This is a genomic window from Streptococcus jiangjianxini (assembly GCF_040225085.1).
Taxonomy (GTDB): domain Bacteria; phylum Bacillota; class Bacilli; order Lactobacillales; family Streptococcaceae; genus Streptococcus; species Streptococcus jiangjianxini.
In genome coordinates, this window is sequence record NZ_JBEHGL010000008.1 from 38,828 (window position 1) to 57,159 (window position 18,332).

The following is an 18,332-nucleotide window of genomic DNA, read 5'->3' on the forward strand; positions in this document are numbered from 1 at the left end:
AGATGGCGGAGACACAAGAATTACGTCTACAGCCACAAGATTTGGTAGCCGAGCAGTCTGTTTTAGGATCAATCTTTATCTCACCAGACAAGTTGATAACGGTTCGCGAATTTATCGAAGCAGATGACTTTTACAAGTATGCTCATAAGGTTATTTTTAGAGCTATGGTTACGTTAAGTGATCGTCATGATGCTATCGATGCGACTACTGTCAGAAATATTCTTGATAGTCAAGGAGACCTTCAAAATATCGGAGGCCTCTCTTATATTGTTGAGCTGGTCAATAGTGTACCGACTAGTGCTAATGCTGATTATTACGCTAAAATTGTGGCTGAAAAAGCCATGTTGCGCAATATTATCAAGCGCTTGACAGATACTGTTAATGAAGCCTATGAGGGGTCGCTTGAGTCAGAGGAAATTATTGCTGGCGCAGAGAAGGCTTTGATTGAGATTAATGAGCATAGTAATCGTAGTGGTTTTAGAACGATTGCGAGTGTGCTGGATCAAAACTTTGAAAGTCTCGAGATCAGAGCGCAACAAACTTCAGATGTGACGGGGCTCCCAACAGGTTTCAGAGATTTAGATCGCATTACAACAGGCTTACACCCAGACCAGTTAATAATCTTGGCTGCCCGCCCTGCGGTTGGTAAGACAGCATTTGTTCTTAATATCGCCCAAAATGTTGGAACAAAACAAAATAAGGCTGTGGCCATCTTCTCTCTTGAAATGGGAGCAGAAAGCTTAGTAGACCGGATGTTAGCAGCAGAAGGCATGATTGATTCTCACGCCTTGAGGACGGGACAATTAACCGATCAGGACTGGAATAATGTCATGATTGCTCAAGGAGCTTTAGCGGAAGCACCAATTTACATCGATGATACACCGGGTATCAAGATTACTGAAATTCGAGCGCGTTCTCGTAAATTAGCACAAGAAGTTGACGGTGGACTAGGTCTTATTGTCATTGACTATTTGCAGTTGATTTCAGGAACACGACCGGAAAATCGACAACAAGAAGTTTCGGAAATTTCTCGTCAGTTGAAAATTTTAGCAAAAGAATTACGTGTCCCAGTTATTGCCCTTAGTCAGCTCTCGCGTGGTGTTGAGCAACGTCAAGATAAACGCCCTGTTTTATCTGACATCCGTGAGTCAGGGTCTATTGAGCAAGATGCTGATATTGTTGCCTTTCTTTACCGTGATGATTATTATCGTAAAGAAGGTGAGGAAGCTGAGGAAGCCATTGAAGATAACACAGTGGAAGTTATCTTGGAGAAAAACCGTGCTGGTGCGCGTGGGACAGTTAAGTTAATGTTCCAAAAAGAATATAATAAGTTTTCAAGTATAGCTCAATTTGAAGAGTTTTAAACTTGATAGATAAGTTGACAAGTTTGTAAAGTAGCTTGTTTAAGAAATAGGAGAAACCGTATGAGTGATGCATTTGCTGATGTAGCAAAAATGAAAAAAATTAAAGATGATGTCAAGAACCACGAAGGACAGTTAGTAGAATTAACTTTAGAAAATGGTCGGAAACGCGAAAAAACCAAAACGGGCCGTTTGATTGAAGTCTACCAATCGTTGTTTATTGTGGAATATAACGAACAATCAGATGAGCCGGGAGCTATCAACAATTCTTATGTCGAGTCTTATACCTACTCTGATATCTTGACAGAGAAAACGCTAATCCGTTACTTTGATGAAGAACTAGCTGAATAACTAAAGACCTCCTAAGAGGTTTTTTGTTTACAGAAAAGTTGACAATTGAGTAAATAAAGTTGACAATAATTTGTGAGTTTCTAGTGACTAATTGACTCTCGTCTACTCTCTTTTTATTATATTCCTATAAAAGAGAGGAGAATTTTAGTAAGATTGATGTAAAGGAGGGATGATATTGGATAAAGAAACGATTTTAGCCATAGCCTTAAAGAAATACCGTCAAGACCAGGGATTGACACAAGCAGAATTAGCAGAGCAGTTAGATGTTTCTGATAAGACGATTTCAAAATGGGAAAATGGAGAAACTTATCCTAGTAAGCGGAATATGATGAGGATTAGTGACCAACTAGGAGTCAGTATCGAGTCCTTACTGATTGAAAGTTCACAAAAAGAAAGTCGAGGATTGCGTGTAGGAAATTATACGATTGACTACATATACTTAATAGTTATGGTTCCTTTCATCATAATGGCTATACAGACCCAGAATTATGTATTTTTATCGAGTGTTATCGTGATACTTATTATTGGTACAAAGAGACAATAGGATCAGCTGCCCGTTTAAAAATATTACTTTACTTTCATATACAGAAATGATATAATACTCTTTGTGTGAAATAATGGCAGTTCAATATGAAGCTCGTCAACAGATACCTTGAAATACAAGTAACCTTGGCTGTTTAGGCGAAGGGCATCTGCACGAATCAGGATTGGACAATCATATTTCCTCAAAAAAGGAGCTAGTTAGCTAGCTTCAAAAAATAAAGAGGAGGACATTTTTAATGTCACGTTATACAGGACCATCATGGAAACAAGCCCGTCGTTTAGGCTTGTCACTTACAGGAACAGGTAAAGAGCTTGCTCGTCGTAACTACGTTCCAGGACAACACGGACCAAACAACCGTTCAAAACTTTCTGAATACGGTTTGCAATTGGCTGAGAAGCAAAAATTGCGTTTCACTTATGGAATGGGTGAAAAACAATTCCGTAACTTGTTCGTACAAGCAAGCAAAATCAAAGGTGGAATCCTTGGTTACAACTTTATGCTTCTTCTTGAGCGTCGTCTTGACAACGTTGTTTACCGTTTAGGTCTTGCAACTACTCGCCGTCAAGCTCGTCAATTTGTAAACCACGGTCACATCCTTGTTGACGGAAAACGCGTTGATATCCCATCATACCGTGTTGAAGTTGGTCAAGTCATCTCAGTTCGTGAAAAATCAGCTAAAGTTCCAGCTATCCTTGAAGCAGTTGAAGCTACCGTTGGACGTCCAGCATTCGTATCATTCGATGCTGAAAAACTTGAAGGATCACTTTCACGTCTTCCAGAGCGTGATGAAATCCACCCAGAAATTAACGAAGCCCTTATCGTTGAATTCTACAACAAAATGCTTTAATTTTAAGATTATATGCTTTGAAAGCCCGTGGTTGCGGGCTTTTTGCTTTGCTTAAAATACTGATTTTTGAATTTGTTCAGGAATTTGTGGAGTTACAGTCAAATGAATTAGCTTTCAAACAAGGAATTGAGACGCAGAAAGTACTCGTGTACGGCAAGTCGAAAGTGACGAAGTATCAAAGTTAATTCAAAAGACTATATAAATCGTTTATTGATGTTCCATAGAATGAAATGGCTTTTTTTTGCATTCTCTTTAGAAAGGTGGCTGTAAGTATCCACAGTCATTGATAAAGTGGAGTGTCCTAGTCTGTTTTGAAGTTCCTTGTATGGAATACCAACATTTAATAATAAACTAGCGTGAGTATGGCGGAAACCGTGGAAGCCGACAGCGTCAAATGACATAAAAAACAGTACAACAATGTTATCCTATTGCTATGGCTTATTCACTGACTTTTGGTGAAACAGCTTAGAAACATACTAAACTAAATGGTGTGGAAATCTCTTATAGGAGAGGGCATTCAATACTTTCTTGTGAAAAAAGACATTCCTTTCCAGCAGTAAGTGTTCGTGGCTGTTTACCTATTTTATACGAAAATTGTCGCTAGTGAAGCCTCCTTTTGTTTCATTGTTTTAGATAAAATCTTATCAGAGTATGTGGGACACTTGATGTCGAGAATTGAAAATGCTATCTCTAAAGCAAGAGATCATTTAAGACAAAGAGTCATAAGAAAACACCAGCAATTTGCTGGTGCTAACTTATTTACGGCCATCATTGGTTTTTAAACCACCTTGGAAATCTGCTTCAACATTATCAACATAGTCACGATAGTAATTGAGTAGGTCAGTTTTTAATTGTTGATACTCTTTTTCCGTATAGTCCTTTTCTTCAAAGAAAGCATTAAATTTTGGCATTTTTAGTTCTTCACGTAGGCGTTTAATAACAGTATTTTTATCCATAAGTAACTTCTTTCTTTTTCTTTCATTGTATCACATTATTGTGAATAAGGTAACATATTTTTGATGTAAGAGGCAAAATCAGTGCGATTTAACGTTTTTAGTAATATGATAATAAGATACAGTTAGTCTAAGTAGAGGCTTGTTTAGAAAAAGAGGAAAATATGTCAGTTATTACGCTTATTTTAGCTACTTTAGTAGCTTTGGAACATTTTTATATCATGTATTTAGAGACATTTGCAACCCAGTCGAAAGCAACCGGTCGTGTCTTTAAGATGTCTCAGGAGGAGCGTTCGCGTGATTCGGTCAGCAAACTTTTTAAGAATCAGGGGATTTACAATGGTTTGATTGCTATTTTTTTGTTATTTGGGATTTTGACGAGCAATCAGACGCTAGTCGTAGTCTTTTTGCTTAATGTGGTTTTTGCCGGAGCTTACGGAGCCTTGACTGCTGATAAGAAAATCATCTTGACCCAAGGTGGTCTGGCTATTTTGGCTCTTATTACCTTACTATTTTAAGAAAAAGCTTTCCATTTTGCTGCGTCCTCAATCCTAGAGATTCTGTCTCATTTTTGAGATGCGGGTCATTTGGAGGGCTTTTTCTTATTGTCACATTAGTCGATAGAGACAGGGCCTTCTTTGCTGTTAATAGTCAATGTTGCTTTGTTATCCTTACCTTGTTTATGGAAACTAAGCTTTTCTTGGTCCTCGTCAGTAATCATCTGGTCTGAACTAGCAATGGCATCAGAGAGGTTAAGTTCCTCATCGATTATTTTGAGATTGAAGTTTGTTGTAGAACGTGTCTTCTCTTCTAGATGAATAGTGATGTCACTATAACGGCTAGTGATTTCAGTGAGATTTTTAAGAGATAGTTGTTTAGCAGTGATGGTATTGCTGTCACCAGATAGATTGACATTATCTAGCTCGGTATCTGTTAAAGTGAGCGTTCCATCTTCGAGTTTAATGGCTGTATTTTGGAGATGACTTTTATCCACGTCTATGGTTGTCGAGTTTCCTTCAAACTGTCCTCTGTCAATAGTAGAATTTGTTAAAGAAAGGTAATCAGATGCATCTAGTTTCAATCGACTGATATTGCTATTGTCCAAGTAGAGAGAATTAGCTGAAAAGTTAGCTTTTGAAATGACTGTGTCATCAGTGTAGATGGATTCAGATGTTAGATCGACCTCTTTGATTGGGAAATGATAGAGATGGGTTGAGCCTGAAACATAGCCTTTGATGTTATCAAATTTAGCATTTTTAGGAACGGATAAGACAACATCATGGCTATCCCTATCTTGATTGTTGAGATAATACCCTAAAGCTGATAGTAGTCCTGTGACATTGGTCGTTTTATCAGCTTGTTTGAGAGATAGGCTATCACCATCTTGTTTAACGGTTAATTTGCCTAAGACCTTACTACCAGTATAGTATGTCAAATGCCATTTATCATCTTTGGATGGTTCAATAATGAGGTCACGGGTGTTTAGTTTGAGTTCTAAGTGTTTAAAACTGGATAACTCTTGTTCAACTTTTTTAGTTGCTGTTGCCTCTTTAATGTCTTTTAGACCACCGTGGCTATGTCCCCATAAAACAGCTACTGTTCCAAAACTAATAAAGATGAGAGAAAGAATGAAAAGGAATTTATTTGTTTTTTTCATGCGGCACTTCCTTTCTTAGTGAAACGACTAATAATAGCTAGGAGAACACGAGTCATTGCTTTTGCTAGTGCTATTAACAGGAGCCAAAGAAGTAAGCCTACTCCTAAGACTAACAGCCCTGTTCCAATCCCTAAAGCCATAGCTGCTAAAGAATCTGGCACCAGTGTGAAGCTTTCCCAAATGAGAACACCTAAAACAGCAATGCCAGCTACTAGGAGTGAAATGGCTGCGACAACAAAGGCAAAAATAATGGCGATGAAGGCAAACATAAGCCCTGCGACTAGAATGATAGCAGGAAGTGCCAAAGGTGCAGCAAAAAGGGCTAGGAGGGCAATCCAGAGGGTTTTAGCGCGCGATTTTTGGCTATGGTCTGCCTCGCCTTCTTTTTTATCCCAAAGAGCATTGAGGATATCTTGTGCAGCTTCCTTAGGTGTTCCCAGCTCTTCGATAACACGGTCCTCGTTTTCAGGTCCAGCTTCGTCAAAATATTCGGTAAAGTATTCCATAGCTTCTTGGTAATCTTCCTCTGGCAAACGGTGCAAGTAATGATCTAACTGCTTTAGATACTCAGTCCTTGTCATGTCTCAAACTCCCTTCCACAATCCCATCTAGGGTCTCCTTGTAACTTCTCCATTGTAATTTTAAATAAGTGAGGTGCTCTTTTCCCTCAGTTGTTAGAGCGTAGTATTTGCGCTTACGCCCTTGATGTTCCTGACTGTAGTTAGAGACATAGCCAGCCTGCCCTAGTTTTTTTAAAATGGGGTAGAGTGTGGATTCCTTGATAGCTGCGACCAATTTGATGGTTTGGCTAATCTCATAACCGTAGGAATCCTCTTTTTCTAAAATGGCTAAAATCAAAAATTCAATCAGGGTTGATGATACTGGAAAGTACATGTCATCAGCTCCTTTTTGTATATAAAATTGCTATATATATAATTATTTTACATATCAATTATAAACTAATATTAGCGATATATCAATATTTTATATATAAAAAAATAATATATTTAAAACAGACAATTTTCACAAATTCCTTTTAACTTAACTAGCATTTATGTTAAACTAGAATTATTGAAAACGCTTTGCTGGTTTTATACGAGCAACAGATGCTAGTTACGATTAGAAAGAGGTAGAGATGATTAGGATTTCAAGACTCTCTAAGAGTTATGGAAAGAACGAAGTGCTTAGAGAGATGTCATTTGAAGTGCCATCTGGAAGTATTTGTGGCTTGGTTGGGAAAAATGGTTCTGGTAAGACGACACTCTTTCATTCCATTTTAAATTTTGTAAACTATGATGGAAAAATTGAGTTAAATGGGCATCCTTTGACCACAAAGACCAATACGCAAATCGGTTATTTACCGGAGGAACGTAGCCTGATGCCTAAGTTGACTGTTTTTGAGCAGGTTCGCTATCTGGCTAATCTCAAAGGAATGTCTCGAAAAGAAGTTAGCCAAAAGCTCCCTCTTTGGATGGAAAAGTTGGAAGTTAAGGGCAAACTAACAGATAAGATCAAAAGCCTTTCAAAGGGGAATCAACAAAAAATCCAGTTGATTATTACCTTGATTCATGAACCTAGTTTGATTATTTTAGATGAACCCTTTTCTGGTTTAGATCCTGTTAATACAGCTCTTTTGAAAAAGGTTATTTTAGCCGAAAAAGAGCGCGGGGCGACGATAATCTTTTCAGACCATGTCATGACTAACGTTGAAGAATTGTGTGATTCTCTGGTCATGATTAGCGATGGTGAAGTTGTTCTTAATGGTAGTATTCAAGAGATTCGTGAGTCATTTGGTCGGACCCGTCTCTTTGTTTCAAATGATGTGCCAAGAGAACGTCTGGAAAATCTGGCCCATGTGACTTCTGTTAGTAAGACTAAACAAGGTTACTGGCGCTTGGTTCTAGATGATGAAGCTGCAGGTCCGATGCTATTCAGGGCTATTAGTGGAGGGCATTATATAGCCACATTTGACCAACAGGCGCCAACTATTGATGAAATTTTCAAGATGAAATCGGGGGTAGAATTATGAAACAGCTACTATTAGTTGCTAAAGAAACCTATCTAAGACAGGTCAAGACTTGGGCCTTTCTCCTCATGGTCCTATCTCCTTTTATCTTTATTGGTTTTACAATGGGAATAGGCTATTTAACAGGATCAGCAGCTGGCCATTCATCAGACAAAGTGGCTGTCGTTTTATCGGATAATGCTTTGAAAACAGCCTTTAAAGGGCTTGATGATGTGACCCTAAAGTATGAGACGGAGAAGGCTGCTAAAAAAGCGCAAAAAGCTGAGGATATTTCAGGATATGTTTTAGTTGATACAGTTGATAAACAGGTACAAGCCACTTATCATAGCCACACTAGTCTAGCTGGAAATACCAAGGGACAATTGCTCCAAGTACTAGGAGAGTTGCAGAATCAATTGAACATAGCTGAGGCTAATTTGAGTCCAAAACAAATTAAAACATTGGCGCAAGAACCGACATTCAAAGAAGAAATTAAGGAAAAGGATGACTTGAAAAAAGCGGGTAAATACATTACCTTCTATGGGTTAACCTTTATCATGTACTTCATTATTTTGACCTATGCTGGCTCAACGGCTCAAGAGATTGCTAGCGAAAAAGGCACCAAAATTATGGAAGTGATTTTCTCAAGTGTGCCGGCCAATCTCTATTTCTATGGGCGTATTTTAGGGATTTTCGGTGTCATTACTACCCATATTAGTGTCTATGCTCTTGGGGGAATTCTAGCTTACAGGCTTTTACCCCACTTTGCATTTAGCAAGGACATCGTCGACATTGCTAAACCCATGGTGGATACTATTATTGATAATCTAGACTGGAGCATGCTCTTCTTTGCTATCTTTGGTATTCTACTTTATGTGGTTTTAGCGGCGCTTTGTGGCTCCTTGGTCGTGCGCGTGGAAGATGTCAACAAGGCGGTACAGCCGGTTATGTACCTGGTTATTGTAGGCTTTGTTGGTGCCATTACGCTGGGACAACAAGGTCATGATAATGTGATTTTAGAGATTGGTTCTTATGTACCCTTTATATCCTCCTTCTTCATGCCCATTCGTTTGATTAATAGTTATGCTAGTACAAATGAGGCTCTAATTTCCTTGGGTATTTTAGCAGTGACAGCCATTCTTTGTACCCTATACATCGGTAAATCCTATGCCGGTTTGATTTTGCAGACAGATGATATCGGTCTTTTCAAGAGTCTTAAACGCGGATTAGGTAATAAGTAAAGTTGAAGTGAGCTGGTTATCCAGTTCACTTTTTTATAGGCAGTATGAGCATCTGACACTTCTAATGCGTTGTTCAGGGAACATTAACAGCCGTTAAGTCACAGCTTATGAACTAGTTAAATGAGTTGAGGCTTTGGTTGGTGATGATGTGGGTATATATCCCAAGGGGCATTTAACCGAAAGGTCAACTCTTTTTAGTTTTGGTGAGATCTGCTTGGTCGGGTCAGCTAGATTGGCGATCATGTTTGCACTAACAGCATAGGCGATAGTGTCAGACAGGAAATGATTAAGGAAGTGGTTCTTGAAGGAGAATGTGGTTTGCCTGAAAAGGAAAATCCTTAACTCTTAATCGGTATGGTTAGGTGGTTATGCTGCAAAAATAGTGATTATGATCATTGAAACTTTCTGGACTGTTGTCATTTCATTGAGGATGTCGCTGGGAATGTTGGCTAGCAATTAGTGTCTTTGACACAAGCTAATTGAGGTTATGAGAAGCCAACTTTATGGATACTTCGAAGCAGTGGCTCTGCCAAATAGTCTAGATTTATGGAAATAGTATGGTTTAGTAATACTCATGACCGTGTCAACGGATAATCCGCTTAACGTACAAGTTTTCATAAGAAATGACGCCTGTCTATCAAGAAGGTCGTAACTCGTCATATCACTTTGGCTAGGTGACACAAAGCGAGGGATTATTTAAGAGCGACTGCTACAAAGAAAGCCTCGTGTCTGCCCATATCTGCGTGAAAAGAGGAGGTCACTTGAGTTGCTAGAGACTCGAATGCGAAGGACAAAGAATGTTTTTTTGACCATAAGAAAAAGCCACATCCTGGGATGTGCTTTTTAATTGATATCGCAATCTTTGATGATTTCAGTAAAACGGTGGGTAAACATGGCGGTTAATCCCCAGAGGGTTTCAGGACCTTGTTCATAAAAGGGGATTTTATCAGCGCGTGATTTGAAGCGATAATCTTTACCGTTTTTAAGCAGACGATCGACAGGAAAATCTTCTTCAGGTTTTATTTTAGAACGAAGATTGTAGTAGGTAGGAGGGGTGTTTAAAAGTGATTTGAGCGCAATAGTGTAGACACTGGCAACTTCATCCTTGTTAGGACAGATCGATGATAAACAATCAATATGAATTTCTCCAACAAAACAATGAATGGTTCGATGATGTTGTACGAGGTAATCAATCTCACCGAAGATATTAATGGCTTCTTTGGGAATGTTTAACTCCTCATGCGTTTCTCGGATGGCGGCTGCCTCTGGACACTCCCCGTCCTCGATACGTCCGCCGGGAAATGAAACTTCACCAGGTTGAGAAATGTTTTCGCTGCGGACTTCGTAAAGAACATGCCACTCGTCATCAATACGCATCAAAGGTAGAAGCACAGCATAGGCTCTATCTTGCCCAAGAGGTCTTGGATGATAGGATTTTATCGTTTTTTCGATAGATGATAGCATTGTAGTTCCTCCATAGTTTATTTTATCCTAGTCTTAGTGAAAAATCAATTCATACTAATTAGTAACATGAAGAATAGAGAATCATTTGACAAAAAAATGAGACCTTGTTATAATATATCTACAAATGTAAACGAATAAAAAGGAGATTGTAGTGGTAAATACTGTTGTAATGATACTTAGCTTAGCTTTGATAGCCTTCATCATCTGGTGGTTTTTCGGTAAACATGAGGTCTCTCAACAGGAGGCTGTTGTTCGTGGAGATCATCAGGAAATTCGTGTTTCCGTTGATGGTGGCTATATCCCACAAACCATTGTCTTGAAAAAAGGGCTGCCAGCGACTTTGATTTTCAATCGAAAGGATCCTTCATCTTGCTTGGATCAGGTTGTTTTTTCAGATTTTGGAGTACATGAAGACCTTCCTATGAAGAAAGATTTTCCTATTCAGTTTACACCAGAAGAAGCGGGAGAATTTGGCTTTGCCTGTGGGATGAACATGATCCATGGAAAAGTGATTGTTAAATAGAAAAGAGGATCAGGATGTTTTTTAAAAAGACAAAAGAAGCAAAAGCAGAACAAAAAGGAGACTTTCAGGAAGTACGCGTGCTTGTTGATGGTGGCTACAAACCTGAGCGAATAGTTTTACAAAAAGGTATTCCTACACGTATTATTTTTGACCGTCAGACAGACTCAGCTTGTTTTGATCAAGTGGTTTTTCCAGACTTTAACATCAAGGCAGACTTACCTGTGAAAGAGGATTTTCTTGTAGAGCTTACCCCAAACGAAAAAGGTGAGTTTGGCTTTTCTTGTGGAATGAACATGTATCACGGTACACTTGTTGTTAAATAGAAAGGACTTTTTATGACGATTAGAAATCGTTTCTGGATTGCTTTTATCTGTTCGGTTCCCATGGTCTTTTTTATGATTGCCATGTTTACAGATACCTTAGACCATAAGATAATCGAGTGGGGAACCTTTTTCTTCACGACTATTATCATGATGTTTTCAGGGTTTCCATTTCTTAGAAGTGCTTGGGCGTCGTTTAAAAATCACAATGCTAATATGGATACTCTAGTAGTCTTGGGAACTTCTGTTGCCTATATTTATAGTGTTTATGCTATTTTTAATGGCTTGCCTGTCTATTTTGAGAGTGCCGGTTTTATCATCATGTTTGTTCTTTTAGGGCAAGTTTTTGAAGAGCGCATGCGGAAAAATGCATCTCAAGCAGTAGAGAAATTACTTGATTTGCAGGTCAAGTCAGCTAGTGTCCTCAGAAACAATGAATTTGTTGAGATTGCTCTGGAAGATATTGTTATTGATGATCTTATTAAGGTCAAACCCGGTGAGAAGATTGCGGTTGATGGCATCATCACAGACGGAAAAACCAGTATCGATGAGTCCATGGTTACCGGGGAAAGCATGCCAGTCAGCAAGACCGTTGGTGACACGGTGATCGGTTCAACCATAAATGCTAACGGAACGATTACCTTTAAAGCTACCAAGGTTGGTAAGGATACGATGCTATCTCAGATTGTGGAATTTGTCAAAAAAGCACAATCAAGCCATGCCCCAATCCAAGATTTGACAGATAAGATTTCAGGAATTTTTGTTCCCGTAGTAGTCATTCTGGCAATTTTGACATTTGTTGTTTGGTATTCGTTTTTGGAAGCAGGTAGCACTCAGGCCATGATTTATGCGGTGTCTGTTTTGATTATTGCTTGTCCTTGTGCGCTTGGTTTGGCGACTCCAACAGCTCTGATGGTTGGGACTGGACGAAGCGCTAAGATGGGTGTGTTGATAAAAAACGGAACGGTCTTACAAGAGCTACAACATATTGATACTGTGGTTTTGGATAAAACAGGAACCATCACTCTCGGTAAGCCGAGGGTGACAGATGTGGTCGGTGATCAAGCAGAGGTTTTGGCGATTGCTGCTGCGCTTGAAGCTTCATCAGAGCACCCCCTAGCTACAGCTGTTATGACTTATGCAGAAACAAAAGGCATTGAGTACGAAGCACTAGAAGATTTTCAAGCCGTTGAAGGACAAGGGGTGACGGGAACTTATCAAGGTCAAATAGTTTCCTTGGGAAATCATCGCTTGCAAGAAGGCAAGAATTTCCCAAAAGACCTTGAGCAGCAGATGAAAGAGTTGCAAGATCAAGCTAAAACAGTGGTTATTCTAGCGAAAGGCTCAGATGTGATTGGTTTGATTGCCATCCAAGATGCGCCTAAAGAAACGTCTAAACAGGCTATCCAAGCTTTAGAGAATAGAGGGCTGAAAACGGTTATGTTGACAGGAGATAATGAAGGCGTTGCCCAAGCTATTGCTCAGGAAGTTGGTATTAATCAAGTTATTGCTAATGTTTTGCCACAAGATAAGGCAGACCAGATTAAAGCTCTTCAAAAAGAGGGAAAAGTAGCTTTCGTTGGTGATGGCATCAATGATGCACCAGCCCTAAGTCTAGCTGATGTTGGCATTGCTATGGGTGCAGGAACTGATATTGCCATTGAGTCAGGAGGTGTGGTCCTGATTCAAAACGACTTACTAGGTGTCGTTAAGGCTTATGATATGAGCAAGAAAACTTTCAATCGTATTCTGCTCAACCTTTTCTGGGCATCCATTTACAATTTAATTGGTATTCCCATCGCAGCAGGCCTTTTTGTGGCCTTTGGATTGACACTTAATCCAGAATTAGCAGGATTGGCTATGGCAATGAGTTCCTTGTCTGTACTAACCAGTTCTCTATTACTAAATCAATCTAAATTACCGAATATCTAGCAAAAACCACTTCATCTAACAGATGAGGTGGTTTTGCATTGGATATTACCGAGTGAGTAGTGCTTGTTCGAAACTTCAACGGACTTAAAGATCTAATGGAAGGACTTTCTTAGGCACTTTGGTGGCTTTGATAGTTTTAGATTGATTTTTTGGGAAATGCAGGGCATGTGTCGATGCTTTTCTTGCGACAAAATTAAAGGGGCAAATATCCAGATAAAGAGGTGATATTAGTTTTGGTTTTAACAGTTATTTGAGTATTTTTATAAGATTTGTTGTGACAAATGGTGCCAGAAAAAAATTTCGGCGGCAATTGATGACAAGGCGCTAGCTATGTCATGTGTTTTCCTATGCCAACAGTCTAAATGGCAGGTTATTATCATTAGTTTAGATTTTAATGGCTTTCAATCAAAAGTTTTAATAGTTGAATCAGTGTCTCTTATTGATCTAGATCTAATGACTTCGTAACATCTTGGTTAATGTTATGAGCGGCAGACAGGATTTTAGATGAAAGCTATCAGACATTTTGTTGCTAGGAAAAAGTGACCCTACTATCATTCTAAAAAAAACTTTCTTCAGTGCTATGGTATCAAGGGTTACAACCTAAAACCTTACGTCTAAGTGGGAGGTTTCCATATGTTATTTACCATAAGGCTGAATAGATACTCAATGACCAGTATAACCATCATCTAGTTCTTTACTTATTTTTAGTTATGATCTTCTTATAAAAGCACGGTAGGTTCACAGCTAACCCTCATCAATCCACCATTAAGGTTAATAGTCTTTTAAAAGATCAAAAAAATGAAAACCTTTTCTAAAAATATTGTATAATAAAAGAAAAACGGAAAGGAGACTTTTTATGAAGACTATTGTTAAACTAGGGTTGAGTTTATCATGTTTGCTGCTGTTGGCTGCCTGTCAGACAAATACAACATCACATACCTCTGAATCATCTGTTAATTCGTCAACGAAAAAGTCTAATAAGAGTGAAGCTGCAAAGCAGTCTTCTGAAAACAGCCAGTCATCAAAAAAATCGATGAAAAACCCTCAAACTAGTAAAGCACAGGCTTCTGAGTCACCAACTTCTCCATCAGAGAAGCATGATCAAAAATATTATGAAGCACTATATGCTGACACCTTGTCAAAAGTAGCTGCGGACGATAACAATGTCAGTCATTATGCCTTCTACGATATTGATCATAACGGCAGCAAAGAGCTGTTTACCGGAACAGATGTCGGCAGTACCATTCACCCAATTGCCCTTTATTACCTAAAGAATCATGTTTCGACCTACTTGGCACATTCTGAAGTTGCTTCAGGTGGTGACTATCGCTCTGGATTTGAAGTTAATGCGGATGGGACAGTCACCCATGTTGAGTGGACTTCGCATCAGGGTAAAGGAAGCTTGAAAAAAATGCGCCTAAATCCTGATAATAGTGGTGTGACAATAATTGAAGAAAAAGCCATTGTCATAAGTTCAGCTGAAGAAAAAGCCAGCATGGATGATAATTCATTAGACCTATCAAGCTTGGATTGGAAGAAGCTTGATAAAGTAGCAACAACCTCATCTGAAACAAAAACGACTGAACCTAACCCTAAAAGATACACCTTTGATAATCTAGTTGGCACATGGAAAAATGCTAAAGGTGATAAGGTGACGATTTCATCCGACAAAACGGTAGATTTGAATGGCTCTCAAGGACAAGCGGGTGATCTGTCGAATACTAACAATCGATGGGGAACTGGTGTTCAGCCTTCTGGAAGTCGTATAGGAGGGTACGGCATTCGTTATCTTCCAGCAAAAGAGGCTGCCTCAGACCAAGACCAGTCGGATAAAAGTAAAGAACGTCTTTTGATTGGACAATACGATAATAGTGGCAATACGGATGATTACTTTTATCGAGTGGAGTAATTTATAAAATAAAAAGCCTAAATGAAACTAGCATTCAACGGAAATTAAATGACCTATCTCCTATAGAATATAGGAAACAGATCTCAAAATAGTGTTTTTCTTCTGTCCCATTATTGGGGTGCAGTGCCAATTAAAGAAAGGGTTCATACTAGCGGGAGCTACCCGCTAATATAAATATAAGGTAAAAAATGAGGACATATGAAGATAAAAACGACCTAAAGGAAGAGGTACTGAAATCATATAAAAAGTACATTGCTGAATTTGCTGAAATTCCCGAAGATTTTTGAAGGATTTAAAAATCGATGAGGTTGATAGGACACCAGCGGAGAATCTAGCCTATCAGGTTGGATGGACTACTCTAATACTAAAATGGGAATCATGAAAAGGCAACCCTTTTCAACCAGTGTATGTGGCTTGGAGAATTTCTCCGGTAAACCTATCATTGTTATAGTTGAGGTTTTCAACTAGTCCAGAATATCCGTCAATATGAATGGCGGGATATCCAATACCGTCAGCATCCATAATATACAGAGTTTGTTCTTTAGAAATAATATTATTCCCACTGTTATCATATTCAGTATCTACGCTACTTTTTATCTCCATAGGAAACCGAATGACATATTCTGAATACGGTATATGTAAATGAGCATCGTCCTCAGAATAATACTCTGAATATTTTTTCCAGTCTATTTGGTGTTCAAAGCTATCAAGATACTTTATTACCCGTTGTGCTAGTTAATTCTGGCCAAACTAAAAAACTTTGCGTATCATAAACTCAGAACAACTACGAAATGAGGAAATGATATGCAAAGCCAAGTTCATTATCTCGCAAATGCTAGTCAAACACAAGTCATATTTTCAAGAATCTTGACTAAAGTGCTCACTTTGTATCAGCACTTTGTCCCAGTCACTATTAGACATCGGCGAAATGTTCATTTACAAAAGCAATCTGATGTGGTTATCATCGCTAGCTATCTCTGGGCAATTCAAGAGGGCTGCCAAACAGCAAGTGCTATTTACCGTGCCATTCGTCACAACCTCTTCCCCGATAATTTCCCAGAACGCTCTCGATTTTGCCGTATCTGCCAAAATCTTGCTCAAAGTATTCAGCGGATGCGCTATTTTATGGTCTTAGACTTGTGTCAAACCTGCTCTTTCGGCTTGATTGACAGCTTTCCTTGTGCTTTATGTCAACCCATTCGCAACTTAAGAGCAACACTTTTATCAGAAGTGGCCGATATTGGCTATAATGCGACTAAGAAAATGCACTACTACGGCATCAAATTTTCAGTGCTTGTCAGTGATAAGGGCTTTCCTATTGATTATGTGGTAACTTCAGCCTCTGTTTATGACGGTGATGTTGCTTTAGAACTACTTGAAAACAGCCCAATTCCAATCGTTTATGGAGATAAAGGCTATGTCGATAAACAAGTGAAATCAGAATTGTCTCAGTATGGTATTAAGTTGATATCACAACTAAGGAAAAACATGATGGGTTATTCGTGGATTGACAATTACAGAATCAGTCGTTTGAGAAAGCCCATAGAGACCGTATCTTCGAGTTTAGAGCACTTTGGTATCGAGTGTGTTTACGCTGCCGAAACCTAGCGGCACTCAAATTTAGAGTGGAAGCGATATTGCTTAACTATTCTCTTATGCTTGAAAGTAGTCATTATAAACTTGGGGTGAGTTTAAAATATTCTCATGCCTATGCTTAATTAACTAGCACAACGGGTTTTTAATATAAAATACCTGTAAAAAATAATTTTAGGAGTATAAATAAGGAACCTAAAAAAAACATCAATGCTAAAGCAATTAGTGGTTTAGGTTTAGATTTTTTCAGTAAATATATTTTATATAAACTTAGTGTGTTTAAACCTATAGCCAATAAAATTATGATTTTTAACAATCCTTTATCTAACATTTTTTATAATTTCCCAAAGCTCTGTCATATACGGGAGGAAGTTGTTGAGCAACACTAACTACAGATGCTACTGACGTTACAGCCCCCAATGCACCAATTCCGCCAGAAACTAAGGCTCCGATAACTGTTGCCCCTAATTCCCAACCTGCTGTTTTTAATAAATCTACTTCTATTGAGCGAATATTATCAATATCTTTTGTGAAATTATCGATATAACCAGCGTTCTTATCTCCTCTAGTGACGGTTTTAGAAACTGCTTTTCCACCATAAGAAGCATGTGCAATCGTTAAAGTATATTTATTGCCAGAAGATGAGTAAGACCAAGGGCTGAATAAACTGCTATTTGTAGCTCTAAAAGAAACTCCTGATCTTGAATTTAAAATCTCTTCACCGATAGCTTTGACATTGTAAGAATCGATTTGACCATTCTTGTTGACATCTAATATTCCAGTATTTTTGTGGAAAGTATAGATAATATCTTGGTTAAATTCAGGAGAAAAAGCTTTGACGGTACGATGGTTATCATCTTCACTTAAAACTTGTGAATGTTGTTCTATTGCATTTCTTTGGGCTTCAACTGACATAGCAGAACCTACAGGTGAAAGAAAACCTAGAGTGATAGATGTTAATAAAACTACGCTTAAGTTTTTATATTCATAATGGAGTTCCTTTCTGTTTTATTTTGAATTCGCTTTCATTTTATCATTAATCGTTGATTTTGTCTATTGGATATAGTAGGGGTGATAAGCGTGTTAAGCCTAAAAGGTGTGCGATAAGTAGGCGAAGCCGAGAAAATTGGGGTCATGGAAACGTTGATATTATCAACATATCACGACTAGTGATATCAGTTTCTCTTATGCTCTTTTTCATGGTTTAGAATGGTTTAGAGCTGAATTCACTGGCTAGAAAAGTTTGAGGGGATTGGGAATTTCCCCAAAAATATTTTATCAGGAAGTGGTGAAATAACCGGCAAGTTGTTATCCACATGCTACGCTTGCCATAACGAAATGATGAGGTAAAAGATGAACGAAGTAAAGACTGTTGGAAAAACGATGTTAGAGGTCTCTAAAGAATTAGGGGTGTTTAAAGATGTGGTGAAATACCATCAACGTAAAATGAATGCTAACGAGAGTTTCAAAGTTGGTAGAAAAAAGCCCGGTTAGACCGAGCTATTAGGAGATTATGAAAAAGAAATGCTCGCATTGATTAGCAGGAGCTAACTAATGCGACATATTATTTAGGAGTGACTATAGTATAATCTCTCTAGCTTAATCACAACTTAAACTTTTCTTTCGCAAACC

18 protein-coding genes and 3 pseudogenes are annotated in these 18,332 nt (G+C 38.5%); 14 read left to right on the plus strand and 7 right to left on the minus strand.

The features are described from left to right. The first annotated feature begins 2 nt into the window (after positions 1–2). The 4 genes from dnaB to rpsD all read left to right on the plus strand — a co-directional run bounded on the left by dnaB (position 3) and on the right by rpsD (position 3,103). On the plus strand, positions 3–1,364 hold the full coding sequence (gene dnaB, locus ABP870_RS04665) for a replicative DNA helicase (RefSeq protein WP_350014314.1): 1,362 nt from the start codon (positions 3–5) through the stop codon (positions 1,362–1,364). Positions 1,365–1,424: 60 nt separating this feature from the next. Further along, positions 1,425–1,712 carry a Veg family protein gene (locus ABP870_RS04670; RefSeq protein ID WP_350014315.1) on the plus strand — a complete coding sequence of 96 codons (288 nt, stop codon included), beginning with the start codon at positions 1,425–1,427 and terminating at the stop codon, positions 1,710–1,712. A gap of 175 nt (positions 1,713–1,887) precedes the next feature. Further along, the gene (locus ABP870_RS04675; protein WP_350014316.1) at positions 1,888–2,256 is read left to right on the plus strand and encodes a helix-turn-helix domain-containing protein; all 369 of its coding nucleotides are present in this window, start codon (positions 1,888–1,890) and stop codon (positions 2,254–2,256) included. Positions 2,257–2,491: 235 nt separating this feature from the next. Continuing rightward, positions 2,492–3,103 (plus strand): 30S ribosomal protein S4, encoded by a 612-nt coding sequence (rpsD, locus tag ABP870_RS04680; RefSeq protein ID WP_062710983.1) that lies wholly within the window; start codon positions 2,492–2,494, stop codon positions 3,101–3,103. 181 nt (positions 3,104–3,284) lie between these two features. On the opposite strand, the pseudogene ABP870_RS04685 reads toward rpsD, so the two are convergent. Together ABP870_RS04685 and ABP870_RS04690 are read right to left on the minus strand one after the other, a co-directional pair. Continuing rightward, positions 3,285–3,489 (minus strand): annotated as a pseudogene (locus ABP870_RS04685) (tyrosine-type recombinase/integrase); the annotation flags it as partial. 369 nt (positions 3,490–3,858) lie between these two features. Continuing rightward, entirely contained in the window at positions 3,859–4,059 is a 201-nt protein-coding gene (locus ABP870_RS04690) for a hypothetical protein (RefSeq protein WP_350014317.1), read from the minus strand. Positions 4,060–4,220: 161 nt separating this feature from the next. Here ABP870_RS04690 and ABP870_RS04695 point away from each other — a divergent pair, with 161 nt between their 5' ends. Further along, positions 4,221–4,574 carry a DUF1304 domain-containing protein gene (locus ABP870_RS04695; protein ID WP_350014318.1) on the plus strand — a complete coding sequence of 118 codons (354 nt, stop codon included), beginning with the start codon at positions 4,221–4,223 and terminating at the stop codon, positions 4,572–4,574. Positions 4,575–4,669: 95 nt separating this feature from the next. Here ABP870_RS04695 and ABP870_RS04700 read toward each other — a convergent pair whose 3' ends face one another. Genes ABP870_RS04700 through ABP870_RS04710 form a run of 3 tightly spaced genes read right to left on the minus strand, consistent with a single transcriptional unit; the run spans position 4,670 to position 6,607 of the window. Then, entirely contained in the window at positions 4,670–5,713 is a 1,044-nt protein-coding gene (locus ABP870_RS04700; protein WP_350014319.1) for a DUF4097 family beta strand repeat-containing protein, read from the minus strand. After that, complete coding sequence (locus tag ABP870_RS04705; protein WP_350014320.1) at positions 5,710–6,294, minus strand: DUF1700 domain-containing protein; 585 nt, start codon at positions 6,292–6,294, stop codon at positions 5,710–5,712. The genes ABP870_RS04700 and ABP870_RS04705 overlap by 4 nt, the downstream gene beginning before the upstream one ends. Further along, complete coding sequence (locus ABP870_RS04710; protein ID WP_350014321.1) at positions 6,281–6,607, minus strand: PadR family transcriptional regulator; 327 nt, start codon at positions 6,605–6,607, stop codon at positions 6,281–6,283. The genes ABP870_RS04705 and ABP870_RS04710 overlap by 14 nt, the downstream gene beginning before the upstream one ends. A 241-nt stretch (positions 6,608–6,848) precedes the next feature. Between ABP870_RS04710 and ABP870_RS04715 the strand changes: the two genes are divergently transcribed. Both ABP870_RS04715 and ABP870_RS04720 read left to right on the plus strand, forming a co-directional pair. Beyond that, entirely contained in the window at positions 6,849–7,742 is an 894-nt protein-coding gene (locus tag ABP870_RS04715) for an ABC transporter ATP-binding protein (protein WP_062710999.1), read from the plus strand. Further along, entirely contained in the window at positions 7,739–8,959 is a 1,221-nt protein-coding gene (locus ABP870_RS04720) for an ABC transporter permease (protein WP_350014322.1), read from the plus strand. The genes ABP870_RS04715 and ABP870_RS04720 overlap by 4 nt, the downstream gene beginning before the upstream one ends. A gap of 843 nt (positions 8,960–9,802) precedes the next feature. Here ABP870_RS04720 and ABP870_RS04725 read toward each other — a convergent pair. After that, positions 9,803–10,423, minus strand: a complete 621-nt coding sequence (locus ABP870_RS04725) for an NUDIX hydrolase (RefSeq protein ID WP_350014323.1) — start codon at positions 10,421–10,423, stop codon at positions 9,803–9,805. 151 nt (positions 10,424–10,574) lie between these two features. Between ABP870_RS04725 and ABP870_RS04730 the strand changes: the two genes are divergently transcribed. The 6 genes and pseudogenes from ABP870_RS04730 (at position 10,575) to ABP870_RS04755 (ending at position 16,825) form a co-directional block, all read left to right on the plus strand. Further along, a complete protein-coding gene (locus tag ABP870_RS04730) occupies positions 10,575–10,946 on the plus strand; it encodes a cupredoxin domain-containing protein (RefSeq protein ID WP_350014324.1) in 372 nt (123 codons plus the stop codon). Between the two features lie 14 nt (positions 10,947–10,960). Beyond that, entirely contained in the window at positions 10,961–11,269 is a 309-nt protein-coding gene (locus ABP870_RS04735) for a cupredoxin domain-containing protein (protein WP_350014325.1), read from the plus strand. Between the two features lie 12 nt (positions 11,270–11,281). After that, positions 11,282–13,198 carry a copper-translocating P-type ATPase gene (locus ABP870_RS04740; protein ID WP_350014326.1) on the plus strand — a complete coding sequence of 639 codons (1,917 nt, stop codon included), beginning with the start codon at positions 11,282–11,284 and terminating at the stop codon, positions 13,196–13,198. An 856-nt stretch (positions 13,199–14,054) separates the two neighbouring features. Continuing rightward, on the plus strand, positions 14,055–15,107 hold the full coding sequence (locus ABP870_RS04745) for a hypothetical protein (RefSeq protein ID WP_350014327.1): 1,053 nt from the start codon (positions 14,055–14,057) through the stop codon (positions 15,105–15,107). Between the two features lie 188 nt (positions 15,108–15,295). Continuing rightward, positions 15,296–15,483 (plus strand): annotated as a pseudogene (locus ABP870_RS04750) (ClbS/DfsB family four-helix bundle protein); the annotation flags it as partial. Positions 15,484–15,911: 428 nt separating this feature from the next. After that, a pseudogene (locus ABP870_RS04755) lies at positions 15,912–16,825 on the plus strand (IS982 family transposase). Positions 16,826–17,024: 199 nt separating this feature from the next. On the opposite strand, the gene ABP870_RS04760 reads toward ABP870_RS04755, so the two are convergent. Next, the gene (locus ABP870_RS04760; RefSeq protein ID WP_350014329.1) at positions 17,025–17,615 is read right to left on the minus strand and encodes a hypothetical protein; all 591 of its coding nucleotides are present in this window, start codon (positions 17,613–17,615) and stop codon (positions 17,025–17,027) included. A 438-nt stretch (positions 17,616–18,053) separates the two neighbouring features. Between ABP870_RS04760 and ABP870_RS04765 the strand changes: the two genes are divergently transcribed. Then, positions 18,054–18,194 (plus strand): hypothetical protein, encoded by a 141-nt coding sequence (locus ABP870_RS04765; protein WP_350014330.1) that lies wholly within the window; start codon positions 18,054–18,056, stop codon positions 18,192–18,194. Positions 18,195–18,332 lie beyond the last annotated feature (138 nt).